This window comes from Rhizobium phaseoli (assembly GCF_010668805.1).
Lineage (GTDB): Bacteria > Pseudomonadota > Alphaproteobacteria > Rhizobiales > Rhizobiaceae > Rhizobium > Rhizobium phaseoli_A.
In genome coordinates this window covers 94,525-120,738 of sequence record NZ_WUFT01000003.1, presented here as the reverse complement: position 1 = coordinate 120,738, position 26,214 = coordinate 94,525, and the positions used below count along the sequence as shown (strand labels likewise).

The window sequence follows — 26,214 nt, the reverse complement described above, 5'->3', positions numbered from 1 at the left end:
TCAAAGCGTTGATATGTCACGGAAACCGCGTACGGATTGGTTTTGCTTTCGTGATGGTTTTGGGCATGCGTCATGCCACAAATGGAACAGTAGCCGAAACCTATCATAAAAATATGAGGAAATCAATAATTTGCTTCACTTGAGTCATGCGGGCAACACATGTCACCCATATGCCTCGCGCAGCTTTAGGAGCCTTTCCTGGTCAGATTTCAGCATTCTGTTGGCTCAAACGGAGTCGGATGGTCGAGCGGCCGGCGCGCGTCGTAGCAAAGCTCTACGGCCAAGCCGGCCGGTCGATCAGCCGGCCCGTTTCAGCCAACCCTCCCGCAGATTTGCCTGGCAAATCTGCAAGACTCAGGAAACGCCGGACGCACTTATCGCTTCGCCATGGCGAAGCGGTGCGGCCGGTGGGCCGGGCATTTTTCCGCCAGGATCAGAGGCGATCGGCTCGGACGTACCAAGGGGTATGCCCATCGCCAATCGCCTCTGCCCTGACGAAAACCTGCTCCGGCAGAATGCTGCAATCTGACCAGGAAAGGCTCCAAACGTTTCGCCCCGCGGTCGCCCGAATCCAGCGACCGAATATGGCCGCCGTCTCAATCGCCGGAACCGGGTTTCTCGGAGAAATATTTCTCGAACTTTCCGGTCTCGCCATCCATGTCCTTGGCCTCGGGCAATGGGTCTTTCTTGACCGTGATGTTCGGCCAGATGGTGGCATATTCGGTATTGATCTTCAGCCATTTGTCGAGACCCGGCTCGGTGTCGGGCTTGATCGCCTCGGCGGGACATTCAGGTTCGCAAACGCCGCAATCGATGCATTCGTCGGGATGGATGACGAGGAAATTCTCGCCCTCGTAGAAGCAGTCGACAGGGCAGACTTCCACGCAATCGGTGTATTTGCACTTGATGCAATTGTCGGTCACGACATAGGTCATGAAGAACTCCAGGATTCCATGCAGATGGGGCCGGGCAACCTGGAACGTCGCGCCTATCCCCGTGCCGGAGGAAAGCGTGGGCAGGCTTGGGAGGCAAGCACGTTTCCGGCAGGTTGTCAGTGACGTATCGGCTTTAACGCCGGATTTCAAGGATAAACGATCTGCAAAAGCCGCCGCCGCAGACAGAGTTTTCTAATCCTCGTCCGACATCAGCCTGTCGATTGCCCGCCGTTCCTTTTTGGTCGGACGGCCGGTGCCGGTCGCCCGGATCGCCTGCTCGTAAGGCGTGAGAGGTTTTGCCTCATCGGGGGGCGGCGACAGGTCTTCGTAAAGCAGTCGGGCCTCCTCAAAGGGGCCTCGCCGCTCGCCGGCGAGGCGCACGAGAAGAATGAGATCGCGCCACTCCAGCGTCATCTCGATACGGTCGCCCGGCTTGACCATCTGGCTCGGATGCTTGCAGCGCTCGCCGTTGATGCGCACATGGCCCGATTGGATATGGCTCTGCGCCAGCGAGCGCGACTTCGCCATGCGCGCGAAGAACAGCCACTTATCGATGCGCTGGCGCGAACCGCTTGTCGGCTGTGTCTCCCCGCTCATGACTACTTCTTCATCTGCTCCTTCAGAGCCGCGAGCTTGGCGAAAGGTGAATCCGGATCGATCGGCTTCTCCTTGCGCGGCGGCTTGGCCTCGAAGCGCAACGGCTGCGAACCACCGCGATTGTTGTTGCGATCGTTGCGATCATTTCGCTCGCCGCGATCCTTGCGGTCCTGCCGGTCGCCGCGCGGCTGGTCGCCCCGTGGTTGACTGTTGCGATCGCCTCTTGCCTGCTGCGGCCGGCCGCCATCGCGATTGCCGCCGTCCTTGCCGCGGTTTTGACGATTATTGTCGCGGCCTTCGCCGCCGCGATTGCTCTCGCCGCCTTCACCGCCGGCCGGCCGGCGATTGCGGTCGGTGCGCTCCTGGTTCTGACCGCGCTCCTGGCCCTGGCCGCCACGGCGTTCGCCATGACCGCCGCGCGCCTGGCGCTGATTGTCGTTGCGGCCGCCGAGGCGCCACAGAAGAACTGGCTTCGGTTCCGAGGGCTCCCCGGCTTCCCCGGAAGCGGATGCCGCCTCCTCGGGAGTCGACACAGCTTCCACAGAAGGGGATGCTGCTTCCACGGGAGCGGAGGCCTCCGCCAGGGACGTCTCGATCGCCTCATCGGGAGCGGGGGTTTCGACCGCTTCTGCCACAGCCGTTTCGACGTCAGCCGAAACCGGCTCGGTTGCGGATGGCTCGGCGGCAATCTCGTCCGCTGCCCCGTCGGCATCGTCGTGATCGGCCTTTTCCGCCTCGTCCGCAGGCGTTTCGGTGGCGGCAGCCGGCACTGAGGCCGCATCCTGCGTCGCAAGATGTGCCGATGCCTCTTCCGCCTTCACGGCATCGGCGCGATAACCGAGACCCTTGAGGATTTCTTCCATATCCTCGAGCGTCGCACCGAGGATCGACAGCATGGCTGTCGTCGTCGTGAAGCGGCGACCGTCATAGGCGCCCTCCGGACGGTTGTTCTGACCCGGCTTCCACTGCAGCAGCGGGCGGATGATATCGGCAAGCCGTTCGAGAATGTCGATGCGCACGGCACGCTTGCCGAGGAACCGGAAGCCGGCGAGCTTGTAGAACATCCGCTCGAAACTCGGATCGGTGACGACGGAGGTGCGGCCGGCGGCAAGCACCGGAATGAGATCGCCATAACCAGGCTTGTCCAAACCGTCGTTCTTCAGCGCCCAGAGCAGGGTGATGAGCTCGGCCGGCGCCGGCTTCAGAAGTGCCGGAACGAAAATATGATAAGCCCCGAAACGCACGCCGTAGCGGCGCATGGAGGCTCGCGCCTCCTGGTCGAGCGATTTCACTTCCTCGGTCACGTCACGGCGGAACAGCACGCCGAGATTCTCCACGAGCTGGAAGGCCAGCCCCTTGGCGAGACCCTGCAGGTCCTCGGCCCGCGACAGATCATCGAGTGGCTTCAGCACCGTGCTGATATGATGATTGACGAAGCGTTCGATCCGGGCGGCGACATGATCGCGGGCATTGCCCGTCAACTGCTCGTCGGCCAACAGAATCACGCGCGGACGCATGATGTGATCGCTGCCCGAAAGCCGCGCCACCGGGTCGCCGATCCAACGGATCAACCCATCCGAGCCGATCGCCAGGTCGCTGTTGCCCGCGGCATGGATTCGAGCCGCGCGCGCCTCGAATTCGAGCGCGAGCGCTTTTTGCGACGCAGCCTGAACCGCCTTGGCATCCGGCCCGTCCGTTCCAGTCACCGGCGTGAAACGGAATCCGCTCAATTGCCCTACATGATGTCCTTCAACGAAGACATCGCCATTCACACTGATTTCAGCTTCCAGCATCGCATTCTCTCTCAGGCGCTTCATGAGCACAGATGTCCTGCGATCAACAAAGCGTTTCGTCAACCTTTCATGTAACGCGTCGGACAATCGATCTTCGATTTCCCGCGTCTTTTCCTGCCAGTGTGTCGGATCGGCAAGCCAACCGGGCCGATTCGAAACATAGGTCCAGGTTCTTATCTGCGCGATTCGCGCCGAAAGCGTGTCAATTTCCCCATCTGTCCGATCGGAGCGATGAACCTGCTCCGCGAGAAACTGCTCGTTCACCGTGCCATAGCGAACGAGATCAGAAAAGAGGGTCGAGATAAGATCGGCATGTTGTGCCGGGGTGATACGCCTATAGTCGGGAAGCGCGCAAGCCTCCCAGAGTTTTTCGACGCGGGCAGGCCTGTCGGCAAGACCGACGATCTCGGGATAGCGCGAAAGCTGTTCGAGCGCCTGCTGGTCGACCGCAGGCAGCGCCCGCGTCAGCCCCGGCACACGCGGCCCTGTCTCGAGGCTGGCGCGCAGCGATGGGATCGAGGAGAAGTCCATCTCGGTCGTCCGCCACTGCAAAACCTTGACGTTGTCGAATTCATGCCCCTCGATGCGCTGCACCAGCTCTTCGTCGAACGGTGAGACCTGTCCGGTGACGCCGAAGGTACCGTCCCGCACGTGCCGCCCGGCGCGCCCGGCGACCTGACCGAGTTCACCCGGATTGAGATTGCGGAACTGGTAGCCGTCGAATTTCCGGTCCTGGGCGAAGGCAACGTGATCGACATCGAGGTTGAGGCCCATGCCGATCGCATCGGTCGCCACCAGATATTCGACATCGCCCGCCTGGTAGAGCGCGACCTGCGAATTGCGGGTGCGCGGGCTGAGCGCGCCAAGCACGACGGCCGCACCGCCGCGCTGCCGGCGGATGAGCTCGGCGATGGCATAGACCTCGTCGGCCGAGAAGGCAACGATGGCCGAGCGCTGCGGCAACCGGGTGATTTTCTTCTGCCCGGCATAAAAAAGATGCGAAAGCCGTGGCCGCTCGACGATAGTGATGCCGGGCAGAAGCTGCAGAAGGATCGGCCGCATCGTCGCCGCACCGAGCAGCAGCGTTTCCTCACGGCCGCGAAGATGCAGGATGCGGTCGGTGAAGATATGGCCGCGCTCGAGATCGCCGGCGAGTTGCACCTCGTCGATCGCGACGAAAGCTGCCTTGGTCTCGCGCGGCATCGCCTCGACGGTGCAGACCGAAAAACGCGCATTGGGCGGCGAAATCTTTTCCTCGCCGGTAACCAGCGCCACATTCTGGACGCCGACCTTCTCCACCACCCGCGTATAGACCTCGCGCGCCAGCAGCCTGAGCGGCAGGCCGATCACGCCGCTTCCATGCGCGACCATGCGCTCGATGGCATAATGGGTCTTGCCGGTATTGGTCGGCCCGAGCACCGCGGTCACACCGCGTCCACTCAGAATAGTCGGCTGCGAAGTCAGAATCATGGGTCCATGCAAATGGGGCGGGCGCCCCCAGGAAAATCTCGGCTCCTCATGGAAGCTAGAGAACACATGGACAGCTGTCACCGCAAACGCAAGGGCAGATTTCAAATTGCTTCTGGGATTACGACCTTTGCGAGTCTCGCGGAACACCTGAATTTCCGATTCGGAACAGCGTGAGAACGAATCAGCGACGAATCGCTGACTCGCGATGATTCAGCTTTTGTTCACGGCTAAGTATTGATTTTGAATCAGTTTTTCCCACTAGATGCTGAATCGCCGGACTCCCTCCCCTTTTTTATTTCGCTGTCGTGGAAGACGAGTCAGCCCTGCGGCGAACAATCGAAAATTGCGCCCGAAATTAACCTGTCGACCAAAACCTGAACGAATCGGCGACGAATCGCCGACTGTATTGGTTTCGCCTTCTGTTCACGACAATATCTGGTGGGCTGAATTCAATCGGCGCGCTAGATGCGGATCGATAGCGGATGCCCCGTTCCGTCTCGTGGTCTTGGCGTTAAGCTTTGGGGAGGCGGATTTAGATGCGATTAACGTCAGGATGGTCAATGGCAGCGCACCGATCAAATAAGGAACGAATCGCTGACGAATCGGCGACATCGCGATTTTCTCGCTTTGTTCACCGCAACATATTGTATTTAAATGCTTTTTTAACCATTGGAGCAAGTTTCCGATAGGCCGAGGTCAGGACGCGTGACATTTCCTGGCTTAACCGGGAACAAAAATCGCCAATACGTGTTTCTCGTCCATTCAAATTGCCGATGAAATGAAGGAAACACACCATGCTTGGCACAATACTTCTTGTTATCCTCATTCTGCTCTTGATCGGAGCCTTGCCGAATTGGGGTTATAGCCGTGGCTGGGGCTATGGACCTTCCGGCGGTTTGGGGCTAGTTCTCGTGATTATCATTATTCTTGTACTCATGGGCCGCGTCTAAAGGCCAACAAACCTGGGGAGTTTCGACATGATGAAGAAGATTGTTCTTATTGGTGCGCTCGTTGGCGCTCTGGCATCCTGCACAGCGACCGAGCAAGGTACCGCGATCGGCGCCGGCACCGGTGCGGTCATCGGCGGTGTTGTCACCAACAGCTGGGGTGGTGCCGCGGTCGGCGCTGTCGCCGGCGGTCTGACCGGCGCTCTTATTGGCCATTCGGTCGAACGCCGCGGCTACTGCGTCTATCGCGACCGTTACGGCCGCCGCTACGAGGCCCGTTGCTGATCCGCAAAAGCATATCGGACTCCCAACGGGCGCTTTGGCGCCCGTTTTTCTTTGTTAGCTCCGCCCGCGGGCAAGGCGTTGGCGATCGGTCGCCGAAGTCCAACCCAACTGACGCCCAGGCGCAAGCGGGGATGCGCATACCGGGCATGAAATAAGCAAGAGCGCACCCAACCGGACGCGCTCTTGCTTCAATCCACCGCTGATCCACTCGGAAAGTGACGCATGTCGTAATCGCAAACGACGATGCAGTTTTGCGAGACGGACTTTAGGCGAAGAACTGCCCACCATTGGCCGTCAGCGTCGAACCGGTGATGAAGCCGGCATCGTCGGAGGCGAGGAAGGTAACGCAACGCGCGATCTCTTCCGGCTCACCGAGGCGGCCGACGGGGATCTGCGGGATGATGCGTTCGTTCAGCACCTTTTCCGGCACGGCAAGCACCATCTCCGTTCCGATATAACCCGGGCAGATGGCATTGACGGTGATGTTCTTGGCCGCCCCTTCCTGGGCCAGCGCCTTGGTGAAGCCAAGATCGCCCGCCTTGGCTGCCGAATAGTTCACCTGACCCATCTGGCCTTTCTGGCCGTTGATCGACGAGATGTTGACGATCCGGCCGAAGCTGCGGTCGCGCATGCCGGTCCAGACCTGATGCGTCATGTTGAACAGACCGGTGAGGTTGGTATTGATCACCTCGTGCCATTGCTGCGGCGTCATCTTGTGGAACATCGCGTCACGGGTAATACCCGCATTGTTGACAAGGATTTCGACCGGCCCGATCTCGCTTTCGATCCTGGCAATCCCCTCGCCGCAAGCGAGGTAATCCGAAACATCCCATTTGAACACCGGGACGCCGGTAACGTCGTGGAAGGCTTTGGCCTTCTCGTCGTTGCCGGCATAATTGGCAGCAACTCTGTATCCGGCATTTTTCAACGCCATGGATATGGCCGCGCCGATGCCGCGCGTTCCCCCGGTGACCACAGCCACTCTGCTCATGTTCCGCTCCCTTTTTGTTTTCGCCCCGCCTTGTGGCGAGATTTTCAATCAATGACGGATCGTATGCTATTTAAAGTGCTTCGAAGCACATGGCGACACCCATGCCGCCGCCGATGCAAAGCGTGGCAAGACCCTTCTTGGCGCCGCGGCGCTTCATTTCGAACAACAGCGTATTGAGAACGCGCGCGCCGGAAGCACCGATCGGATGGCCGATGGCGATTGCCCCGCCGTTGACGTTGACGATCGCAGGATCCCATCCGAGATCCTTGGTGACGGCGCAGGCTTGCGCTGCAAAAGCCTCATTGGCCTCGACAAGATCGAGATCGCCGACCGACCAGCCGGCCTTTTCGAGCGCCTTGCGGGAAGCCGGGATCGGGCCGGTGCCCATGATCTGCGGATCGACGCCCGCCGTTGCCCAGGAAACGATGCGGGCGAGCGGCTGGATGCCGCGCCGGACCGCCTCCGCTTCGCTCATCAGCACCGCTGCGGCCGCACCGTCATTGAGGCCGGACGCATTCGCGGCCGTAACGGTGCCCTCCTTGTCGAAGGCCGGGCGCAGCTTGCCCATCGCCTCCAGCGTAGCGCCGTGGCGGATATATTCGTCGGCATCGACCGTAACGTCGCCCTTACGCGTCTGGATGATGTAGGGGATGATCTCGTCGGCAAAGCGGCCGGCCTTCTGCGCCGCCTCAGCCTTGTTCTGCGAGGCGACGGCGAACCGATCCTGCTCGTCGCGCGAAAGCTGCCACTGACGCGCGACATTTTCGGCGGTGATCCCCATGTGGTAGCCATGGAAGGCATCGGTCAGGCCGTCCTTGATCATCGTGTCGATCATCTTCGCGTCGCCCATCTTGACGCCGCCGCGCAAATGCATGGCATGCGGCGCCATCGACATCGATTCCTGGCCGCCGGCAACGATGATCTTGGCGTCGCCGTTGGCGATCTGTTGCATGCCGAGTGCAACGGCGCGCAGACCCGAACCGCAGAGCTGATTGACGCCCCAGGCCGTCGCTTCATTCGGAATGCCGGCCTTCATCGCCGCCTGGCGGGCCGGGTTCTGGCCCTCGCCGGCAGCGAGCACCTGGCCGAGGATCACCTCGTCCACTTCGCCGGCATCGACGCCGGCGCGCGCGAGCGCACCCTTGATGACGGCCGCCCCGAGCTCATGCGCAGGGACCGTTGCGAAAGCGCCGTTGAACGAGCCCACTGCTGTTCGACCTGCGCTGGCGATGACGATGGATGAATTGCTCATGGGGACGCTCCTCGTTTTCGTCTCACTTACATAAGAGGAAACTGGCAAAGCTTGGAGCGCAAGTCAAACGCGAAGACCGGCTGCGGTCATTTTTCGGCAGAGCCTGCGAAAGCCCGATTCATCTGCTCTGTTAAAGGTTTGCCGCATCGCACAAAGAGATTGTCACCGGCCTTCTTTTGCGTTTACAGTCTGAAGTGGAGGAATATCCATAATTCAGACGGGGGTCCAGGAGACTGATATGGCGAAGCATGAGGGTCAGATAGTCATCAAGAAATACGCCAATCGACGGCTATACAATACGGGCACCAGCACCTACGTCACGCTGGAAGACCTGGCGGAGATGGTGAAGAAAGGCGAAGATTTTACCGTCCAGGATGCAAAAAGCGGAGATGACATCACCCACTCGGTGCTGACCCAGATCATCTTCGAACAGGAATCGAAGACCGGCAACACGCTTCTCCCGATCTCCTTCCTGCGCCAGCTCATCACCTATTACGGCGACCAGATGCAGATGGTCGTGCCGAGCTTTCTCGAACATTCGATGCGCGCCTTCGCCGAACAGCAGTCTCAGATGCGCGAGCAGGTGAACCGTGCCTTGGGCGAAACGCCGCTCGGCAAGAACCTGCAGCTGCCGATGCAGATGGTCGAGGACCAGGTTCGCCGCAATACCGAGCTGTTTCAGCAGGCCATGCAGATGTTCTCACCCTTCATGACGCCGCCCGCCAAGGAAAGCCGCAAAGCCGAAGCCAAGGATATCGATGAATTGAAGGAACAGCTCCGCGCCCTTCAGAACAAGCTCGACAATCTATAAGCCGATAGAAACATCCCGCCCGGCGCTCCGGATCGAGACGGCAAAGCCGCCGATCACATCGATCAGAGCGATCGTCATCAAAATGAAGAATACCTGCGTCGCAGCGTCCCGGACGAGTAGAAACTCGACCAGGAAGGCGATGAAAACCAGCATCGACAGCATGTGGTTGATAAGGTTGCCGGGCCCGGTTCTGGTTGCCTTCAGGATTTCGAAGAACAGCACGACAAGCGCTATAACGATAATGAGATCGCCGAGCGCCATGCTCCATATCGCGCCCGAGATCATCGACAGCACGATGATATCATGCTGCAGGGCCGGAATGCCGCCATCGCCCATCAGGCCCAGCATCGCCAGATTGTAGAGAATAAACGGGATAATCATCAGAGGCATGGCGGCGATCATCGGCAATCTCCCAGCGCAATATGCTTTGCGAAAATCAGATTCGATTTTCGCAAAGCATATTGCGTCGATTCAAAGTGCTACAGCGTCCTTTGCGCGCCTGAGAAGATGCACGGCGCTGTAGCGGGCTGGAAGAATACTGCGCCAAACCGCTGCCACACTGCAAGTCATTGCAAATATTATATCGCCGAAAAGCAAAAGGCCGGCTTGAGGCCGGCCTTGCAACTTCGATCAGACAAGCCGGATCGGAAATTATGCGCTTTCCTTCGGCGTCAGAACCTGGCGGCCGCGATACATGCCGGTCTTCAGGTCGATATGGTGCGGGCGGCGCAGTTCGCCGGAGTTCTTGTCTTCGACGTAGGTCGGAGCCTTCAGGGCGTCTGCCGAACGGCGCATACCGCGCTTGGACGGGCTTGTTTTTCTCTTCGGTACAGCCATTTCTCTTACTCCACTTGCGGGCAAAACATTCCCACGGCCACACCGGCGGCCGAAACGGACATGTCGCGATTTCGGAATTTGGCGCGCTTATACATGCAAGGGGTGGCCTTGACCAGTCCCCATGCGTATTTTTTGCGATGCCGATGATTCCATATCAGACTTCGTCTTCCGGCACGATCCAAGTCTCGGCGCGGGCTGCCTCTTCCCATTTGCGCCAGGCCGGATGCGCCTTCATGGTTGCCATATAGGCGAGGGTATCGTCCCCGCTGACGAGGTCATAGATCTCGAACCGGTTGACGACCGGTGCAAACATCGCATCGGCGGCCCCGAATGTGCCGAAGAGAAACGGCCCGCCGGATTGCTGCAACAGATCCCGCCAGATCGTCTCGATGCGGTTGATATCGGCCTCGACCCCGTCCGGCAGTGCGATCCTGGCCTTCGGCCGGCGAATATTCATCGGGCAGGCGCCGCGCAGAGCCCGGAAGCTCGAGAGCATTTCCATCGAAACCGAACGGGCGAGCGCCCGCTGGGCGCGATCCGCGGGCAGAAGCCCGGCGTCCGGATAAAGCTCGGCGGCATATTCGATGATCGCCAGCGATTCCCAGATTTTCAATGCGCCATGCTGCAGAAGCGGCACGCGCCCGGTCGGAGAGACCGCCTTGATATTGGGATTGCCGCCCGCGTCGTCGAAAGGGATCAGCACCTCCTCGAAATCGATGCCCACGCCCGTCAGCGCCATCCAGGGCCGGAACGACCAGGAGGAATAATTCTTGTTGGCGATGTAGAGCGTCGGTCTAGCCATGGGCCTCTCCCGTCAGGCGTCGAAATCGAAAATCAGCAATTCGTTGAAATGGTTCATGTCCTCGAACACACAGAATGCCGGCGGTGCCAGTTCTAAAACAGGGGCCTTGCGGCGGATATCGTCGGCGACCTCATCGAGCATTGCCTGCCAGCGCGGCAAGGCTTCGTCCTCCAACCGTTCGATCGCATAGGCGAAGGTCACGTGGAACTTGTAGTCCTCGTGGGTCGGCTGGCGGTAGCCGAGAAGATCGGCAAACGCGTTGCGCCAGGCGCGCATGACCTTGCAGTCGTTCTCCGTCGCCCCGTCGACGAGCAGGCCCGACGGGCGAGCTTCGACGATCGCGACCTTAAATGGCTCGGCCATCGAGAAACCCTCGAGCCGCGCCGCCATCAGTTCGGTCATGTCGTCGATCGGCGTATCGAGAGGGAGATCGCCCGGCCAGCAATCCTGCCTGCGGCTGGTCTCGATGGTGCCTTCGAACAGCGTCATGTGAAGGCTGGAGATCGACGTGAAGAGGAACTGTGGAGCTTCGGGCATCGCCAGATATCTCTCACGCGCCTCGATCAAAGCCGCCTGCGTCTGCGAACCCTTCTTGAGATGGCAGACGATGGTATTGCCGGCTTCCGGCAGAAAACCGCCGACCTTGCGATAGCGGCTGCCGAGATGCGCAGGTGGGTTCGGATTGTGCGTCTTCGAGTAAGAGAGAAGCTCTTGCGAAAGCGTCGTAATGGTCATGGGCGACTCAGGGGCTCCAGTTGGACTGCGTTCGCCCATATGGCAGAACCAAGAATGTCAGATGACGTTTGGCCCTTCTCCTGCATAATTCATTAAAGCGCGATCGATTCAAGGACAAACTTATGCAGCAATTCAAGGCCTTGCAGCGTCCTTGTACGCGCTTGAAAGGACGCGCGGCGCTGTAACCATAAGTTCCGATCTCACCTATAGATGCACTTGATGTAATCGCCCGAGCCCTGCGCGCGCCTCTCGATCACGCCGGCAAGCCGGCGAAGGCCTCGTCCTGGTTTACCGGCATTGCGGTCGATCGGGTTCGGCAACGAAACGGCAAGCAGCGATGCCTGGCGTCGCGTCAGTTTCGACGCCGGCACCTTGAAATGATGCTGGGCCGCAGCCTCGATGCCGTAAATGCCAGGACCCCATTCGGCGATGTTCAGATAGATTTCCATCAGCCGCCGTTTCGACAGGACGAAATCCGTGGAGACCGCGAGCGGAAGCTCTATCGCCTTGCGCACGAAGGAGCGGCCGTTCCAGAGAAAGAGGTTCTTAGCCGTCTGCATCGGGATGGTGCTGCCGCCGCGCGTCGCCTGACCTTTCAGCGTATCCTCGACCAGCATCCGCATTTCCGCCCAGTCGACGCCGCCGTGAAAGCAATATTGCCCGTCCTCTGACATCATCACCGACTGCACCAGAACCGGGGCGATGTTATCAAGCGACACCCATTGCCTGTCGTAACCGCGCAACAGCACGAGATCGCGCAGCATCAGCGTCGAGACCGGGTGAATAAACGGCAGAAGATAGAAAAAGATCAGCGCGTAGGGAAGGATCAGCACGATCAGCACGGCAAGGACAATGCGCTTCAATAGACGCCGGTCTCCGAACCATTGCCGACGAGCCGGCATGTCGACGCTGTCCTCTCTCTCCGGCGCTATATCCAATGTTCCCCAGCCCGATTTCGCCCCTGTCGTTGTCATAGCGCCTGTACGAAGCTTATGCCAGAGTGCGTGGCAAATCTTGCTGCGCCATCGACAATTCCGTTGCAAGCCCGGGGGCGCTCATGCCAAACAGCGCCCATGGACGCGAACCGGGACACTTTCGAGACGAGGCTGAGGAACAACGCCCGCGAGATCGAGGCGCTGCTCGACGCATTGCTGTCACCGAGCCCTCTGTCCGATGAAATCGTCAGACCTGAGACGCTGCGCGACGCCATGCATTATGCCGTGTTGAACGGTGGCAAGCGACTGCGCCCACTGCTCGTCGTCGAAAGTGCCGCCCTTCTCGGCGGTGACGCCGCGGCGGCGCTTCGCGTCGGCGCCGCACTCGAATGCGTTCACTGCTATTCTCTCGTGCATGACGACCTGCCGGCCATGGACGATGATGATCTCCGCCGCGGCAAACCGACGGTCCACAAAAAATTCGACGAAGCCACCGCGATCCTCGCAGGCGACAGCCTGCTGACCTACGCCTTCGACATCATCGCCACGCCGGAAACAGCCCTTCCCGAAACGAGCAAGGCATCGCTGGTGCTGGCTCTTGCTCGCGCCGCCGGTCTCGGCGGCATGGCCGGTGGCCAGGCGCTCGATCTCGCGGCAGAAAGACAAGCGCCTGACGAGGCCGGCATCATCCGCCTGCAGGCGATGAAAACAGGCGCGCTGATCCGCTTTGCCTGCGAAGCCGGCGCCCTCATCTCGGCCAGCCCGCCGGAAGATCGCCGCCGCCTGCGCGCCTTCGGCGAAAAGATCGGACTTGCCTTCCAACTGGCCGACGACATCCTCGACCTGACCTCGGACACTGCGACCATGGGCAAGGCGACCGGCAAGGATGCAGCCCGCGGCAAGGGAACGCTTGTGGCGCTGCACGGCATCGAATGGGCCGAAGCCCAGCTCCGCCAGCATGTCCGCGATGCCGAGACGCTGCTTGCCCCCTACGGCGCCCGCGCCTCGACCCTTACTGCTGCGGCGCATTTCATCGCCGACCGGAAGAGCTGAATCGTCGGATCACGCCGACAATATTTCCTTGAGCGCCGAAACCAGGCGGGCGCATTCCTCGTCCGTGCCGATGCTGATGCGCAGAAACTCCGAAATGCGCGGCTTGGCGAAATGCCGAACGAGAACACCACGCTCCCGCAGAGCCGCTTGAAGTGCGGCACCCGATCGGCCTTTATGCCTTGCGAAAACGAAATTCGCCTGAGACGGCAGCACTTCGAAATCCAGCGCTTCGAGGTCCCGGACGAGACCGTCCCGGCTGGCAATGAGCTTCTTTCGGCATGTCTCGAACCACGCCTCGTCCTTGATTGCCGCCGTCGCGGCAACCTGCGCCAGGCGATCGAGCGGATAGGAGTTGAAGCTGTCCTTGACGCGCACCAGCGCCTCGATCAGCTCCCGCTGCCCGAGCGCAAAGCCGACGCGCAGACCCGCAAGCGAGCGGGATTTTGACAAGGTCTGAACGACAAGCAGATTGGGATATTTTGAAATGAGCGGGATAGCGCTGTCACCGCCGAAATCGATATAGGCCTCGTCTATCACGACGACCGCATCCGGATGGGCGGCGACAAGCGCCTCTATCTCGGCAAGCGGCAGGCCGATGCCGGTCGGCGCATTCGGATTGGGGATGATGATCGCGCCGCACGGCCTGTCGTAATCCGCAAGCCGGATCTGGAACTTGTCATCGACCGGCACTTCGATCGCTTCGATGTCGTATAGCAGGCTATAAGTCGGGTAGAAGCTGTAGCTCACATCGGGATAGAGAAGTGGCAGCTGATGTTTCAGCAGCGCCTGAAACGCATGGGCGAGGACCTCGTCTGAGCCGTTGCCGACGAAGACTTCATCCGCCGTCAAACCGTGACGGGCAGCGATCGTTTCGCGCAATTCCGTCGCCGCTGGATCGGGATACAGCCGCAGACGATCATCCGCCGCTTGGCCGATCGCTTCCAGCGCCGCTGGCGACGGCCCGTAGGGGTTCTCGTTGGTGTTGAGCTTGATGAGGCCGGGGATACGGGGTTGCTCCCCGGCGACATAGGGCCGAAGCTTGCTGACGATGGGCGACCAGTAGCGGCTCATGCGAATTCGCCGACCTTCATTCCGCCGCCGTCCGCTGGCCGAAACGCTTCTCGATATAGTCGACGACGAGCGCCTCAAAGTCGGCAGCGATATTAGGACCGCGCAGCGTCAGCGCCTTCTTGCCGTCGATGAAGACGGGGGCGGCCGGGGTCTCGCCGGTGCCGGGAAGCGAAATCCCGATATCGGCATGTTTGCTTTCGCCAGGCCCGTTGACGATGCAGCCCATGACGGCGACGTTGAGCGCCTCGACGCCGGGATATTTCTCGCGCCAGATCGGCATGTTCTTGCGGATATCGTTCTGGATGTTCTGGGCGAGTTCCTGGAACACCGTCGACGTCGTGCGTCCGCAGCCGGGACAGGCGGCAACGACAGGGATGAATTGGCGGAAGCCCATGACCTGCAAGATTTCCTGCGCCACCTGAACTTCGCGCGTGCGGTCCCCGTTCGGCTCCGGCGTCAGCGACACGCGGATCGTATCGCCGATGCCGTGCTGCAGCACGAAGCCCATCGCCGCCGACGAGGCGACGATGCCCTTGGTGCCCATGCCGGCTTCGGTCAGGCCGAGATGAAGCGCATGATTGGAGCGTTCGGCAAGCATGGAATTGACGGCGATCAGGTCCTGGACCTGGCTGACCTTGGCCGACAGGATGATGCGGTTGCGCGGCAGGCCGATCTCTTCGGCAAGGGCTGCCGAAAGCAGCGCCGATTGCACGATCGCCTCGCGGGTCACCTGCCGAGCCGAAAGCGGCGAACCGGCTCTAGCATTCTCGTCCATCAGCGCCGTCAAAAGATCCTGATCGAGCGAACCCCAGTTGACGCCGATGCGCACCGGCTTGTCGTGGCGGATCGCCATCTCGATGATCTCGGCGAACTGTTTATCCTTCTTGTCCTTGAAGCCGACATTGCCGGGATTGATGCGGTATTTCGCCAGCGCTGCGGCACAATCAGGATGATCGGCAAGCAGTTTGTGGCCGATATAATGGAAGTCGCCGATCAACGGCACGTCCATGCCAAGCCGCAACAGCCGCTCGCGGATCTTCGGCACGGCGGCCGCACTCTCGTCGCGGTCGACGGTGATGCGCACCAGCTCCGAGCCCGCCCGGTGGAGAGCGGCGACCTGGGCGACGGTCGAATCGATATCGGCCGTGTCAGTGTTCGTCATCGATTGCACGACAACCGGCGCCCCGCCGCCGACGATGACGCCGCCGACATCGACGGCAACGGACGCGCGGCGCGGTTTCGGATCAAAATCGGCAATTGGAGACATTAAGAGTTCCTGCACCCCTGAAAACAGTGCCTTTCAGGTGGATCATGACTGCTTTCTTGTCAACCGCTCCTGATATCACTTTTGTCGGGAGGCGGCTCAGAGCATGGTGCCGAAAACTGTGAGCGGTTTTCTCATGACATCATGCTCTGAATTTTTAAGGTGGAACAGGATTCAGATTTTAGGCCATCCCGACCTAAAATCGTCCTGTTCTAGTGGCCGCCGCCGGAGACTCCGTCGGCATAACGGGCCAGTTTCGAAAACAGCAGGACGACGAGCAGCAGTACCGGCAGCGCCATGAAGACCGCCGCAAAGCCGACATGCTCGGCGACGAAGCCGATCAAGGACGGCGCAACCAGCATGCCGGAATAGCCCATGGTGGTGACGACAGAGATGCCGATGCCCGGCTTGAGGCCGGGAATGTTGCCAGCCGCCGAGAAGGCGATCGGCACCATGTTGGAAATGCCGATGCCGCAAAAGGCAAAGCCCAGAATGGCGATCTCGGCGTTGGGCGCCAGACCTGCAAGCAGCATGCCGACGATGGCAAACACGGTGCAGATCCGCAGCGTCTTGACGCCGCCCAGGCGGTCTCGCACCAGGTCGCCGGCAAAGCGCATGATTGCCATCGTCGCCGAAAAGGCAGCAAAACCAAGACCGGAAAGCGCCACGGATGCATCCATTTCCTGCCGGAGATAGAGCGCGCCCCAGTCCAGTACCGCGCCTTCCGGCACCATGGAGAACAGAGCCATTAAACCGAGCAGCCACGGCAGCGGCACCATCGGCAGCCTTGTCTTTTCCTTCCTGGTGTCGGGATGCGGCGTATCGGCCAGGATCATCGGCCAGGCGATAGCCAGGAAGATAGCCGCCAGCACCGTCGCCAGTTCGGCATGACCGAGAATGCCGAGCTTGGAGATCGCAATACCGCCGAGGCCTGAGCCGATCAGCCCGCCAAGGCTCCAGAAAGCGTGGCAGGACGACATGATGGAGCGGCGCATGGATTTCTCGACCGACACCGCATTGGCGTTCATCGCCACATCCATGGCGCCGATAAAACCGCCGAACAGGAAGAGCGAAATTGCCGCGGTGACGACATTTGGCGCCAGCGTCAATGCCAGCAGCAGCGGCAGCACGCAGACAGCCAGGATCTGAACGACGATGCGCGAGCCGTGTTTGGCAATCTGCGCTCCGGCAATCGGCATCATCACCAGCGAGCCGACGCCGAAGACAAGGATCATCAGCCCGAGCTCGAACTTGGAGAGCACCAGGCGCTCGGCAAAATCCGGGATCTTCGGCGCCCAGCAGCCGACGACGAAGCCGTTCATCAGAAAAAGCAGGGAAACCGCCGCCCTGCTTCTGGTAACGAATCCACTCCGCGCTCCCGGCGGCGCATTCACATGACTGTCCATTTTCGGTCTTCCTCATTGCCGGACGGAACGGCGTCCGATTTCCCTAAACTCTGTGACAACCGCCTAGTTCGTTTTCTCGGCGATAACCGTTCTGCATCCGCGTTCGCGATAACCGGAGAGTATGGCCGGATCAGCATCGTGCTCGACGACCAGGCAGTCACAATGGGCAACCGGCAGAATGCTGTGCGGAGCAGCAGTGCCGAATTTCTCCGAAGTTGCAGCCACCAAGACTTTTCTGCTTCTCGACGCCGCATATCGCTTGAACTCGGCATCCTCGAAACCGAACACGGTGATGCCGGCCTCAAGATCGACGCCGCAGGCACCAAGAATACAGAGATCGGGCGAAATCTGTTCCATATCCCGCAAGGCTTTGGCGCCGAGCGAACCGCCGGTCTGCCGGTCCACCATTCCGCCGATCAGGATGACGTTGACGGCAGGCTTATCGATCAGCGCGGCGGCAATCGCCGGCGCATTCGTCGCAGCCGTCAGTGTCAGTTCGGCCGGCAATGCGTTGGCAATCGCCAGATTGGTGCTGCCGGCATCGAAAAATACAGTCGAACCGGCGGCAATCTGCAGTGCCGCAGCGCGCGCCAGTGCCTGTTTCCGGTCAGCCGCAAAACCCATCCGCTGCGTCAGACTTCCGTGCGCCGGCGAGATCGGCAATGCGCCGCCATAGACCCGCTCGCAGAGCCCTGCGGCGGCCATCTCCCGCAGATCGCGCCGCACCGTATCCTCGGAGACGCCGAATTCGAGCGCAAGTTCCGTCGCCAGCACGCGGCCATTCACCCGCAGCCTGTCGGAAATCACGCCTTGGCGCTCGCGCAATAAAAAATCCTGCATGTTTTTACCGGATCGAACTCATTGGAACCGAAAACGTGCATAAACAATTACGATCATGCGCGCAACATGCATAAACACACGTTTCCTGACGTTCTGAAACAAAGCTCCACGACCAATGCGAAATCCGGACAGCCTGAGTGGCGGATGAGCCGGTTACAGCAGGATTTACGGCTCAGACCGCCGCTTGAGAAAAATATTTGCAGTTGCTGCTTTTATTCGCAGTTTTTTACGCTTCCGGCGCCCTAATTTTCTGCGAACTATCGCTCATCCGATGATAACCTCCCAAGGATGGATAAAACAATGGACTGGTTGAAAACCGTCGCTGCCGCTGCCCTCATTCAAGCCGCTGCCCTCCTGCCTGCCCATGCCGGCGAAAACCTCGCCGCCATCAAATCGGCCGGCGTCTTCAAGATCGGCACCGAAGGCACTTACGCGCCCTTCACCTTTCATGACGAAAGCGGCAAGCTCGTCGGCTTCGACGTCGAAATCGGCGAAGCGATCGCCGCCAAACTCGGCGTCAAGGCCGAGTTCGTCGAGGGCAAGTGGGACGGCCTGATCGCCGGCCTCGACGCCAAGCGCTACGACACCGTCATCAACCAGGTGGGCATCACCGAAGCCCGCAAGCAGAAATACGATTTCTCCGAACCCTATATCGCTTCCAAGGCCGTGCTGATCATCCGCGACGGCGACGACAGCATCAAGACTTTCGCCGATCTGAAGGGCAAGAAATCCGCCCAGTCGCTGACCAGCAATTTCGGCAAGATCGCAACCGAAGCCGGCGCCGAGCTCGTCGGCACCGACGGCTTCGATCAGTCGATCCAGCTCGTGCTGACCAAGCGCGCCGATGCCACGATCAACGACAGCCTCTCCTTTCTCGATTTCAAGAAGCACAAGCCGGACGCGCCGGTGAAGATCGCCGCCGAGCAGGAAAATGCCGATTATTCCGGCATTATCATCCGCAAGAACGAGCCGGAGCTTCTTGCCGAAATCAACAAGGCGCTTGCCGACATCAAGGCTGACGGCACTTACAAGAAGATCGCCGACAAGTATTTCGGCCAGGACGTTTCGAAGTAAGCTCCAGAAAAAGTCCCCTCCCCAACCCCTCCCCACAAGGGGGAGGGGCTAACTCGCAGCATCCGCCTGCAGAAACATCCGCCTCTCTGCGGATGAAACGATAAAGTGAAAAGCGTCGGGAGCGGCATTCAAGCCCCTCCCCCTTGTGGGGAGGGGTTGGGGAGGGGTACACCTCCAACGCACCAACCGACGAGAGGGAGCACCCCTTTGCCGCACTGGCTCCAATTGATGGCGGATTCGCTGCCCTCGCTCCTCTGGGCGGGGCTGATCTTCACCATTCCGCTGACGCTGCTGTCCTTCGTCTTCGGCCTGGCCCTCGGGCTCGCCACCGCAATCGCCCGGCTCTTCGGGCCGGCGCCGCTTTCCGCCATCGCCCGTTTCTATGTCTGGGTCATCCGCGGCACGCCGCTGCTCGTTCAGCTCTTCGTGATCTTCTACGGCCTGCCGAGCCTCGGCATCCTGCTTGACGCCTTTCCGGCCGCCCTCATCGGCTTCACGCTGAACATCGGCGCCTATAGTTCCGAAATCATCCGCGCCGTTATTTCCTCGGTGCCCAAGGGCCAGTGGGAAGCCGCCTATTCGATCGGCATGAGCTGGCGCCAGGCGATGAGCCGCACCATCCTGCCGCAAGCCGCCCGCGTCGCCGTCCCGCCTCTGTCGAACACCTTCATCTCGCTGGTCAAGGACACCTCGCTTGCCGCCGCCATCACCGTGCCGGAACTCTTCCAGGCGGCGCAGCGCATCGTCGCCACCACCTATGAGCCGCTGATCCTCTATATCGAGGCGGCGCTGATCTATCTTGCCCTAAGCTCCGTCCTCTCGCAGCTGCAGGTGCGGCTCGAACGCCGCTTCGCGCGGTATGGCGGCATGCTGGAGGCCAATGCATGATCGAGCTTTCCAACATCGAAAAGCGCTTCGGCGACGCCGTCATCCTCAAGGACATCAGCATCCGCATTCCCGAAGGCAGCGTCACCGCGCTGGTCGGGCCTTCGGGCGGCGGCAAGAGCACGTTGCTGCGCTGTATCAACCTGCTCGAAATTCCGACTGCCGGTTCCATCCGCCTCGGAGAGGAAACGCTGGCCTTTGCGCCGGGCAAACGAACGAGCTGGCAGGCGATCCAGAAGATCCGCCGCCAGACCGGCATGGTCTTCCAGAACTTCCAGCTCTTCCCGCATCAGACCGCGATCGAGAATGTCATGGAAGGCCTGGTGACAGTCCTGAAATGGCCGAGACAAAGAGCGCGCGAGCGGGCGATGGAATTGCTGACCAAGGTCGGCATGACCCACAAGGCCGACGCCTGGCCCTCGACGCTCTCCGGCGGTCAGCAGCAGCGTGTGGCGATCGCTCGCGCCTTGGCGCCGTCGCCGCGCGTGCTTCTCTGTGACGAGCCGACCTCGGCGCTCGATCCGGAACTCTCGGCGGAAGTGGTCGATGTGCTGGGTCAGCTTGCCCGCGAAGGCACGACGATGGTGATGGCAACCCACGATCTCAGGCTTGCCTCGAAGATCGCAAATGACGTCGTCTTTCTGGAAGCCGGAAGCGTGGTGGAAACGGGCAGCGCCAGGGCGATCTTCACAGCGCCGGAGCGCGAACGCACCAAGCGCTTCATCTCGACGATCAACGCGGCGCATACCTACGACATTTGAAGCAATGCCGGGATGCGACCATCCCGGCATTGCTGGAACTTCAATCAGGAGGCCGTGACGACGGCGCGCGCAGCCTTCAGCGCATTGCCCCACCAGGTGATTTGATCAAGCAAATTCTTGGCAGCCTCGTTGAGATGGGCGTAATCGCCAAGGCTCTTGCCCTCCTTGAGAACGGCAAGATATTCGCTGAATGCGATGTGGACGCCTGTTTTGACGGAAGCAGCGCCCATTTCCACGAAGATCAGACGCAGCTGCTCGACCGCACGGGCGCCGCCGACGCCGCCGTAACCGACAAAACCGACCGGCTTCTGGATGAATTCGCCGAGATCGATCGCGTTTTTCAGAACGGCCGTCGGCGCATGATTGTACTCGGCGGCGGTGAAGATGAAGCCGTCGAATTCGCGCAGCTTCTTCTTCCAGCGCTCGGCGACGTCGCTTTCCGCCGTCGTGGCGCGCGCTTCGCCGAAGAAATGCATGGGATAGTCGATAAGATCGAGAACCTCGACGTCCAGATCGGAGCGCTGGCCGACCAGCTCGGCAATCCACTTGGCCGGATGCTCGGCGAAACGGCCAATACGCGTGCTGCCGACAATGACGGCAATCTTCAACTTGCTCATGGAGATGATGTCCTGGTGGGTCTTGGGGGCTGATGGCGGGAATGTAACTCTATGAGAAAGTCTCCTCGCCGGGCAAGGCGAGGAGACTGCCAACTCTTCGAAAAATCAGCTTTTCACAGCCCGATCATACACAATCGGGTGATTGGCCGCAGTCGTTGGGCCGCAGAAAGAAGCCCAAAGCTCAACCGCCATAGACGACGAGCAGGTCCTTGGCGTCGATCTGGTCGCCCGCCCGTACCAGCACCTCGGAGATCGTCCCATCCTTTTCGGCATGCAGCGCCGTTTCCATCTTCATCGCCTCGATGGAGACGAGCACGTCGCCGGCACTGACCGCCTGGCCTGGAGAGACGAAGACACGGCTGATGACGCCCGGCATCGGCGCACCGACATGGACGGCATTGCCCGGTTCCGCCTTGCGGCGGACGGCTGCACCTGTTGCCCCATGGGCCCGGTCGGGCACCTTGATGCGGCGCGGCTGGCCGTTGAGCTCGAAGAAGATGGTGACCATGCCCTGGCTGTCGGTGGCGCTCATCGCCTGGTTGACGATAACGAGCGTCTTGCCGCGTTCGATATCGGCAAACAGTTCCTCGCCATCTCCAAGCCCGTAAAAATAGGCCGGCGTCGGCAGCACCGAAACCGGGCCGTAGGTATCGGAGGCAAGCGCGAAGTCGGTGAACACTTTCGGGTACATCAGATAGGAGGCGAATTCGAAATCGCTGACTTCACGTTCCAGCTTAGTCTCGATGACCTTGCGCTCGGCATCGAGGTCGGCCTCCTTGAGCAAGGAGCCGGGACGCACGGTATAGGGCTTGTCGCCCTTCAGCGCCTTCTTCTGCAGCGCTTCTGGCCAGCCTGACGGCGGCTGCCCGAGATCGCCCTTCAGCATCGACACCACCGATTCCGGAAAGGAGACTTCCTTGTCGGGGCTGACGACATCGGCGACCGTCAGGTCCTGGCTCACCATCATCAGCGCCATGTCCCCTACCACCTTGGAGGACGGCGTCACCTTGACGATATCGCCGAACATCTGGTTGGCATCGGCATAGGCCTGCGCCACCCGATGCCAGCGGGTCTCGAGGCCGAGTGAGCGGGCCTGTTCCTTGAGGTTGGTGAACTGGCCACCCGGCATTTCATGTAGATAAACTTCCGATGCCGGTCCCTTGAGGTCGCTTTCGAAGGCGGCATACTGGTGACGCGCCGCTTCCCAATAGAAGGAGACGCGGCGGATCCACTCCGGATCGAGGCCCGGATCGCGCTCCGTACCGCGCAACGCCTCGACGATCGAGCCGAGACAGGGCTGCGAGGTGTTGCCGGAGAGCGCATCCATCGCTGCATCGACCGCATCGACGCCGGCATCGACCGCGGCAAGCACGGTCGCGGCCGCAATACCCGATGTATCATGCGTGTGGAAATGGATCGGCAGGCTGGTCGCTTCCCGCAGCGCCTTGAACAGAACCTTTGCAGCCGCAGGCTTGAGCAGGCCGGCCATATCCTTGAGCGCGATGATATGCGCGCCGGCTTTTTCCAGCTCGACCGCAAGGTCGGTATAATATTTCAGATCGTATTTCGGACGGGCCGAGTTCAGAATATCGCCGGTATAGCAGATCGCCGCCTCGCAGAGCTTGTTCTCCTCGGCAATGGCATCCATCGACACCCGCATGTTCTCGACCCAGTTCAGGCAGTCGAAGACGCGGAAGAGATCGATGCCGCCCTTGGCCGCCTGGCGGACGAAGTATTTGACGACATTGTCGGGATAGTTGGTGTAGCCGACGCCGTTGGCGCCGCGCAAAAGCATCTGCAGCAGCAGGTTCGGCGCACCCTCGCGGATCAGCGCCAGGCGTTCCCACGGATCCTCCGTCAGAAAGCGCATCGAGACGTCGAAGGTGGCGCCACCCCAGCATTCGAGCGACAAAAGGTTCGGCAGCGCATGCGCATAGGTGCCGGCGATGCGGGCGATGTCATAAGTGCGCATGCGCGTGGCGAGCAATGACTGGTGGCCGTCGCGCATCGTCGTGTCGGTCAGAAGCACGCGCTTTTCATTGCGCATCCACTCGCCGAATTTCTTCGGACCGAGCGTGTCGAGCAGTTGCTTCGTCCCGTCCTTGACCGTGTTGCCGTTGGCGTAGGGAACCACCGGCTGGGCGGCGTTATCAAGCGGCCGCGGCCTGTCCTTGGCCTCGGGATGACCGTTGACGGTGACGTCGGCCAGATAGGTCAAGAGCTTCGTCGCGCGGTCCTGGCGCTTGACCTGCTGGAAGAGCTCCGGCGTCGTGTCGATGAAGCGTGTCGTGTAGCTGTTGTCGCGGAACTTCGGATGGCCGATGATCGCTTCGAGGAAGGTCAGGTTGGTAGCCACGCCGCGAATACGGAACTCGCGCAGCGCCCGGTCCATGCGGGAAATCGCTTCGGACGGGTTCGGCGCCCAGGCCGTGACCTTGACGAGCAGCGGATCGTAATAGCGGGTGATGATGGCGCCGGAATAGGAGGTGCCGCCGTCAAGGCGGATACCGAAACCGGAGGCCGAGCGATAGGCGGTGATGCGGCCGTAATCCGGAATGAAATTGTGCTCCGGATCCTCCGTGGTGATGCGGCACTGCAGCGCATGGCCGTTGAGGCGGATGTCAGCTTGAGCGGGAACGCCCGATTCCGGCGTACCGATCGCAAAACCGTCGAGAATGTGGATCTGCGCCTTGACGATGTCGATGCCGGTGACGACTTCGGTCACCGTATGCTCGACCTGGATACGCGGATTGACCTCGATGAAGTAGAATTTGCCGGTGTCGCTATCCATCAGATATTCGACGGTGCCGGCGCCGATATAATTGGTCGCCGACGCGATCTTCAGCGAGTAGGCGGCAAGTTCCTGGCGCTGCGCTTCCGAAAGGTAGGGCGCCGGCGCGCGCTCGACGACCTTCTGGTTGCGGCGCTGGATCGAGCAGTCACGCTCGAACAGATGCACGACATTGCCGTGTGTATCGCCGAGAACCTGGCTTTCGACGTGGCGGGCGCGTTCGACGAGCTTTTCCAGATAGACCTCGTCCTTGCCGAAGGCCGCCATCGCCTCGCGCTTGGCCTCGGTCACCTCACGGGCGAGATCCTTCGGATCGCGGATGGCGCGCATGCCGCGACCGCCGCCGCCCCAGGAAGCCTTCAGCATCACGGGGTAGCCGATCTCCTCGGCCATCTCAGCCACTTCGGCCATATCCTCCGGCAACGGCCCCGTGGCCGGCACCACAGGCACGCCGACCGAGATCGCCAGGTTGCGCGCCGCGACCTTGTTGCCGAGCTGGCGCATCGTATCGGCCTTCGGGCCGATGAAGAGGATGCCGACCTTGTTGCAGGCATCGACGAATTCGGGACTTTCCGACAACAGGCCATAACCTGGATGAATAGCATCGGCGCCTGAGAGCTTGGCGACGCGGATCACTTCCTCGATCGACAGGTAACTTTCGATCGGGCCCATGTCCTTGGCAAGATGCGGGCCGCGGCCGACCTGATAGCTCTCATCCGCTTTGAAGCGGTGCAGCGCCAGCTTGTCTTCTTCAGCCCAGATCGCCACGGTTTTTATTCCAAGCTCGTTGGCCGCGCGGAACACGCGAATGGCAATTTCGGAGCGATTGGCAACGAGTATCTTGGAAATGGGCAAAACGGTCTCCTCAGACGTTCAGGCGCGGGCATGCTGCACCCGCGAAGGAAATTCTTAACTTCTTGTCACAGGAAGTTCAATTTCTCTTGCGACTGCGAAATGCAATTTCTCGCCATTCCGAATGCCGATGATGCCAGGCCGGATCGGTCTAAATCATAATTATTATCAAAATCAAATAATTAGCGTGAAAACCGCTCATCCTTTCGGCATCACGCTCTAGCTTATCAGGCGGTGACGAAAGGCAAGCGCCACCGCCTGCTGCCGGTTTTTCGCCTTCAGCTTGTTTTGCAAGCCGTTCATATACCAGTCGACGGTGTGGTTTGAGATCTTCAGCATCTTGCTGATTTCCATCGAGGTCATGCCTTCGGCGAGATAATGCAGGATCTCCATTTCGCGTCGCGTCAGTGGCGTGTCGGCCGGCAGCACGGTTTCCAGCGCCTGCGCCTCATCCTTCAGCTCGAGCAATCGCCAGAAGCTCTTGCGCGCTACGGCCTCGAAAAGGGCGATCTCCACCGGCGACAAGTCGATCGGCTTGCCGGCGAGACTGAGGTTGCCGAGAATGCCGTTACGTCCGTGGATCGGAAAGATATAACCGTCCTCCAGTCCGTGACCGAAAGCATCGACCATCATCTGCTCCATCCGACGCTTCTGCGCATCCGTGCGGAACGCTGCCAGGCTTTCCCGCCAGCGGAAAGGCCGCTGCGCATGGGCGAGGTAGCGCACCATCGGATCGATCAGCACATATTTTTTCGCGGTATAGATTTGCGGCCATTGTGGCGGCCAACGGCCGGCAAGCGCCGCAGCCCAGAGTTCGGGATTCTGCTGTTCCGGATTCTGCTGCGCCGGATTCGGCGGCAAATGGCGCCGCAGGCCGTAATATTCGAAGCCGCACTCTTGGATAACCTGCTCCAGCTCGGTAACCACGGCCTGGGGATTCGACGTTTCTTCCAGAATGATAAGCAATTGAATTAACAAATTAATATTCACAAAATGCCCCTTGTCCGGACCTGATGCCCGCATCGAGGCCGTCGGCGGCTTTTCAAATTGGTCGCGAAACGGTCTTCTTCAAAAAATGCAGTCTTGAATTTGATGCTGTGCTACACATTGATTAAAATGCAAGCGCAAATTGTTGCTGGGATATAACCGAGCCGCAAATTCAGCGCCATAGTCATCTCGTCGAATCCCACGATAATGCGATCGGGTTAGT

Annotated in this window: 24 protein-coding genes; 7 read left to right on the top strand and 17 right to left on the bottom strand. The window is 60.4% G+C overall.

Annotation, left to right across the window (positions count from 1 at the left end; all coding sequences use genetic code 11):
* Positions 1–596: 596 nt before the first annotated feature.
* The 3 genes from fdxA to GR197_RS05660 form a co-directional block, all read right to left on the bottom strand.
* Positions 597–935, bottom strand: a complete 339-nt coding sequence (gene fdxA, locus GR197_RS05670) for a ferredoxin FdxA (protein WP_003543777.1) — start codon at positions 933–935, stop codon at positions 597–599.
* A 192-nt stretch (positions 936–1,127) separates the two neighbouring features.
* Complete coding sequence (locus GR197_RS05665; RefSeq protein WP_164007433.1) at positions 1,128–1,532, bottom strand: RNA-binding S4 domain-containing protein; 405 nt, start codon at positions 1,530–1,532, stop codon at positions 1,128–1,130.
* Between the two features lie 2 nt (positions 1,533–1,534).
* Positions 1,535–4,795 (bottom strand): helicase-related protein, encoded by a 3,261-nt coding sequence (locus GR197_RS05660; RefSeq protein ID WP_164007431.1) that lies wholly within the window; start codon positions 4,793–4,795, stop codon positions 1,535–1,537.
* 794 nt (positions 4,796–5,589) lie between these two features.
* On the opposite strand from GR197_RS05660, the gene GR197_RS05655 reads away from it, so the two are divergent.
* On the top strand, positions 5,590–5,745 hold the full coding sequence (locus GR197_RS05655) for a DUF3309 family protein (RefSeq protein WP_007632343.1): 156 nt from the start codon (positions 5,590–5,592) through the stop codon (positions 5,743–5,745).
* A gap of 27 nt (positions 5,746–5,772) precedes the next feature.
* Positions 5,773–6,027, top strand: a complete 255-nt coding sequence (locus GR197_RS05650) for a YMGG-like glycine zipper-containing protein (protein WP_018071981.1) — start codon at positions 5,773–5,775, stop codon at positions 6,025–6,027.
* Between the two features lie 265 nt (positions 6,028–6,292).
* On the opposite strand, the gene GR197_RS05645 is transcribed toward GR197_RS05650, so the two are convergent.
* On the bottom strand, positions 6,293–7,018 hold the full coding sequence (locus tag GR197_RS05645; protein WP_164007429.1) for a beta-ketoacyl-ACP reductase: 726 nt from the start codon (positions 7,016–7,018) through the stop codon (positions 6,293–6,295).
* Positions 7,019–7,088: 70 nt separating this feature from the next.
* A complete protein-coding gene (locus tag GR197_RS05640; RefSeq protein WP_164007427.1) occupies positions 7,089–8,270 on the bottom strand; it encodes an acetyl-CoA C-acetyltransferase in 1,182 nt (393 codons plus the stop codon).
* A 238-nt stretch (positions 8,271–8,508) separates the two neighbouring features.
* On the opposite strand from GR197_RS05640, the gene phaR reads away from it, so the two are divergent.
* A complete protein-coding gene (gene phaR / locus GR197_RS05635; RefSeq protein WP_007632334.1) occupies positions 8,509–9,081 on the top strand; it encodes a polyhydroxyalkanoate synthesis repressor PhaR in 573 nt (190 codons plus the stop codon).
* Here phaR and GR197_RS05630 read toward each other — a convergent pair.
* From GR197_RS05630 to mtgA, 5 genes are all read right to left on the bottom strand, one after another.
* Positions 9,076–9,483 (bottom strand): hypothetical protein, encoded by a 408-nt coding sequence (locus GR197_RS05630; protein ID WP_164007425.1) that lies wholly within the window; start codon positions 9,481–9,483, stop codon positions 9,076–9,078. The two genes, phaR and GR197_RS05630, sit on opposite strands and share 6 nt — an antisense overlap.
* Positions 9,484–9,732: 249 nt before the next feature.
* On the bottom strand, positions 9,733–9,918 hold the full coding sequence (gene rpmF / locus GR197_RS05625; RefSeq protein WP_003543812.1) for a 50S ribosomal protein L32: 186 nt from the start codon (positions 9,916–9,918) through the stop codon (positions 9,733–9,735).
* 154 nt (positions 9,919–10,072) lie between these two features.
* Positions 10,073–10,720 (bottom strand): glutathione S-transferase family protein, encoded by a 648-nt coding sequence (locus GR197_RS05620; protein WP_164007423.1) that lies wholly within the window; start codon positions 10,718–10,720, stop codon positions 10,073–10,075.
* Between the two features lie 12 nt (positions 10,721–10,732).
* A complete protein-coding gene (locus tag GR197_RS05615; RefSeq protein WP_164007421.1) occupies positions 10,733–11,455 on the bottom strand; it encodes a DUF1868 domain-containing protein in 723 nt (240 codons plus the stop codon).
* Between the two features lie 200 nt (positions 11,456–11,655).
* Complete coding sequence (gene mtgA / locus GR197_RS05610; RefSeq protein ID WP_164007971.1) at positions 11,656–12,393, bottom strand: monofunctional biosynthetic peptidoglycan transglycosylase; 738 nt, start codon at positions 12,391–12,393, stop codon at positions 11,656–11,658.
* Between the two features lie 135 nt (positions 12,394–12,528).
* On the opposite strand from mtgA, the gene GR197_RS05605 reads away from it, so the two are divergent.
* On the top strand, positions 12,529–13,443 hold the full coding sequence (locus GR197_RS05605; protein WP_164007419.1) for a polyprenyl synthetase family protein: 915 nt from the start codon (positions 12,529–12,531) through the stop codon (positions 13,441–13,443).
* Between the two features lie 9 nt (positions 13,444–13,452).
* On the opposite strand, the gene hisC is transcribed toward GR197_RS05605, so the two are convergent.
* The 4 genes from hisC to GR197_RS05585 form a co-directional block, all read right to left on the bottom strand.
* Positions 13,453–14,514, bottom strand: coding sequence for a histidinol-phosphate transaminase (hisC, locus tag GR197_RS05600; protein WP_164007417.1), 1,062 nt, complete (start codon positions 14,512–14,514; stop codon positions 13,453–13,455).
* 16 nt (positions 14,515–14,530) lie between these two features.
* Positions 14,531–15,781 carry a flavodoxin-dependent (E)-4-hydroxy-3-methylbut-2-enyl-diphosphate synthase gene (gene ispG, locus GR197_RS05595; protein ID WP_164007415.1) on the bottom strand — a complete coding sequence of 417 codons (1,251 nt, stop codon included), beginning with the start codon at positions 15,779–15,781 and terminating at the stop codon, positions 14,531–14,533.
* A gap of 209 nt (positions 15,782–15,990) precedes the next feature.
* On the bottom strand, positions 15,991–17,184 hold the full coding sequence (locus GR197_RS05590; protein WP_164007413.1) for an MFS transporter: 1,194 nt from the start codon (positions 17,182–17,184) through the stop codon (positions 15,991–15,993).
* A gap of 63 nt (positions 17,185–17,247) precedes the next feature.
* The gene (locus GR197_RS05585) at positions 17,248–18,024 is read right to left on the bottom strand and encodes a DeoR/GlpR family DNA-binding transcription regulator (RefSeq protein ID WP_164007411.1); all 777 of its coding nucleotides are present in this window, start codon (positions 18,022–18,024) and stop codon (positions 17,248–17,250) included.
* 300 nt (positions 18,025–18,324) lie between these two features.
* Between GR197_RS05585 and GR197_RS05580 the strand changes: the two genes are divergently transcribed.
* The 3 genes from GR197_RS05580 to GR197_RS05570 all read left to right on the top strand — a co-directional run bounded on the left by GR197_RS05580 (position 18,325) and on the right by GR197_RS05570 (position 20,744).
* Positions 18,325–19,098 (top strand): amino acid ABC transporter substrate-binding protein, encoded by a 774-nt coding sequence (locus GR197_RS05580; RefSeq protein ID WP_164007409.1) that lies wholly within the window; start codon positions 18,325–18,327, stop codon positions 19,096–19,098.
* Positions 19,099–19,305: 207 nt separating this feature from the next.
* On the top strand, positions 19,306–19,986 hold the full coding sequence (locus GR197_RS05575) for an amino acid ABC transporter permease (RefSeq protein WP_164007407.1): 681 nt from the start codon (positions 19,306–19,308) through the stop codon (positions 19,984–19,986).
* On the top strand, positions 19,983–20,744 hold the full coding sequence (locus GR197_RS05570; protein ID WP_164007405.1) for an amino acid ABC transporter ATP-binding protein: 762 nt from the start codon (positions 19,983–19,985) through the stop codon (positions 20,742–20,744). Before GR197_RS05575 ends, GR197_RS05570 begins: the two co-directional genes overlap by 4 nt.
* A gap of 44 nt (positions 20,745–20,788) precedes the next feature.
* Here the strand turns inward: GR197_RS05570 and GR197_RS05565 are convergent, their stop codons facing one another.
* The 3 genes from GR197_RS05565 to GR197_RS05555 all read right to left on the bottom strand — a co-directional run bounded on the left by GR197_RS05565 (position 20,789) and on the right by GR197_RS05555 (position 25,994).
* The gene (locus tag GR197_RS05565) at positions 20,789–21,361 is read right to left on the bottom strand and encodes an NADPH-dependent FMN reductase (RefSeq protein ID WP_164007403.1); all 573 of its coding nucleotides are present in this window, start codon (positions 21,359–21,361) and stop codon (positions 20,789–20,791) included.
* 181 nt (positions 21,362–21,542) lie between these two features.
* The gene (pyc, locus tag GR197_RS05560; RefSeq protein WP_164007401.1) at positions 21,543–25,007 is read right to left on the bottom strand and encodes a pyruvate carboxylase; all 3,465 of its coding nucleotides are present in this window, start codon (positions 25,005–25,007) and stop codon (positions 21,543–21,545) included.
* 216 nt (positions 25,008–25,223) lie between these two features.
* Complete coding sequence (locus GR197_RS05555; RefSeq protein ID WP_164007399.1) at positions 25,224–25,994, bottom strand: autoinducer binding domain-containing protein; 771 nt, start codon at positions 25,992–25,994, stop codon at positions 25,224–25,226.
* Between the last annotated feature and the right edge of the window lie 220 nt (positions 25,995–26,214).

Excerpts from the sequence above, each read along its gene's own strand:
- hisC (WP_164007417.1), bottom strand. The coding sequence starts at position 14,514 with ATGAGCCGCTACTGGTCGCCCATCGTCAGCAAGCTTCGGCCCTATGTC.
- GR197_RS05570 (WP_164007405.1), top strand. The coding sequence starts at position 19,983 with ATGATCGAGCTTTCCAACATCGAAAAGCGCTTCGGCGACGCCGTCATC.
- GR197_RS05665 (WP_164007433.1), bottom strand. The coding sequence starts at position 1,532 with ATGAGCGGGGAGACACAGCCGACAAGCGGTTCGCGCCAGCGCATCGAT.
- GR197_RS05615 (WP_164007421.1), bottom strand. The coding sequence starts at position 11,455 with ATGACCATTACGACGCTTTCGCAAGAGCTTCTCTCTTACTCGAAGACG.
- rpmF (WP_003543812.1), bottom strand. The coding sequence starts at position 9,918 with ATGGCTGTACCGAAGAGAAAAACAAGCCCGTCCAAGCGCGGTATGCGC.
- GR197_RS05590 (WP_164007413.1), bottom strand. The coding sequence starts at position 17,184 with ATGGACAGTCATGTGAATGCGCCGCCGGGAGCGCGGAGTGGATTCGTT.
- GR197_RS05640 (WP_164007427.1), bottom strand. The coding sequence starts at position 8,270 with ATGAGCAATTCATCCATCGTCATCGCCAGCGCAGGTCGAACAGCAGTG.
- GR197_RS05620 (WP_164007423.1), bottom strand. The coding sequence starts at position 10,720 with ATGGCTAGACCGACGCTCTACATCGCCAACAAGAATTATTCCTCCTGG.
- ispG (WP_164007415.1), bottom strand. The coding sequence starts at position 15,781 with ATGTCTCCAATTGCCGATTTTGATCCGAAACCGCGCCGCGCGTCCGTT.
- GR197_RS05650 (WP_018071981.1), top strand. The coding sequence starts at position 5,773 with ATGATGAAGAAGATTGTTCTTATTGGTGCGCTCGTTGGCGCTCTGGCA.
- GR197_RS05645 (WP_164007429.1), bottom strand. The coding sequence starts at position 7,018 with ATGAGCAGAGTGGCTGTGGTCACCGGGGGAACGCGCGGCATCGGCGCG.
- fdxA (WP_003543777.1), bottom strand. The coding sequence starts at position 935 with ATGACCTATGTCGTGACCGACAATTGCATCAAGTGCAAATACACCGAT.
- GR197_RS05565 (WP_164007403.1), bottom strand. The coding sequence starts at position 21,361 with ATGAGCAAGTTGAAGATTGCCGTCATTGTCGGCAGCACGCGTATTGGC.
- GR197_RS05660 (WP_164007431.1), bottom strand. The coding sequence starts at position 4,795 with ATGATTCTGACTTCGCAGCCGACTATTCTGAGTGGACGCGGTGTGACC.
- GR197_RS05630 (WP_164007425.1), bottom strand. The coding sequence starts at position 9,483 with ATGATCGCCGCCATGCCTCTGATGATTATCCCGTTTATTCTCTACAAT.
- GR197_RS05655 (WP_007632343.1), top strand. The coding sequence starts at position 5,590 with ATGCTTGGCACAATACTTCTTGTTATCCTCATTCTGCTCTTGATCGGA.
- GR197_RS05605 (WP_164007419.1), top strand. The coding sequence starts at position 12,529 with ATGGACGCGAACCGGGACACTTTCGAGACGAGGCTGAGGAACAACGCC.
- phaR (WP_007632334.1), top strand. The coding sequence starts at position 8,509 with ATGGCGAAGCATGAGGGTCAGATAGTCATCAAGAAATACGCCAATCGA.
- GR197_RS05580 (WP_164007409.1), top strand. The coding sequence starts at position 18,325 with ATGGACTGGTTGAAAACCGTCGCTGCCGCTGCCCTCATTCAAGCCGCT.
- GR197_RS05585 (WP_164007411.1), bottom strand. The coding sequence starts at position 18,024 with ATGCAGGATTTTTTATTGCGCGAGCGCCAAGGCGTGATTTCCGACAGG.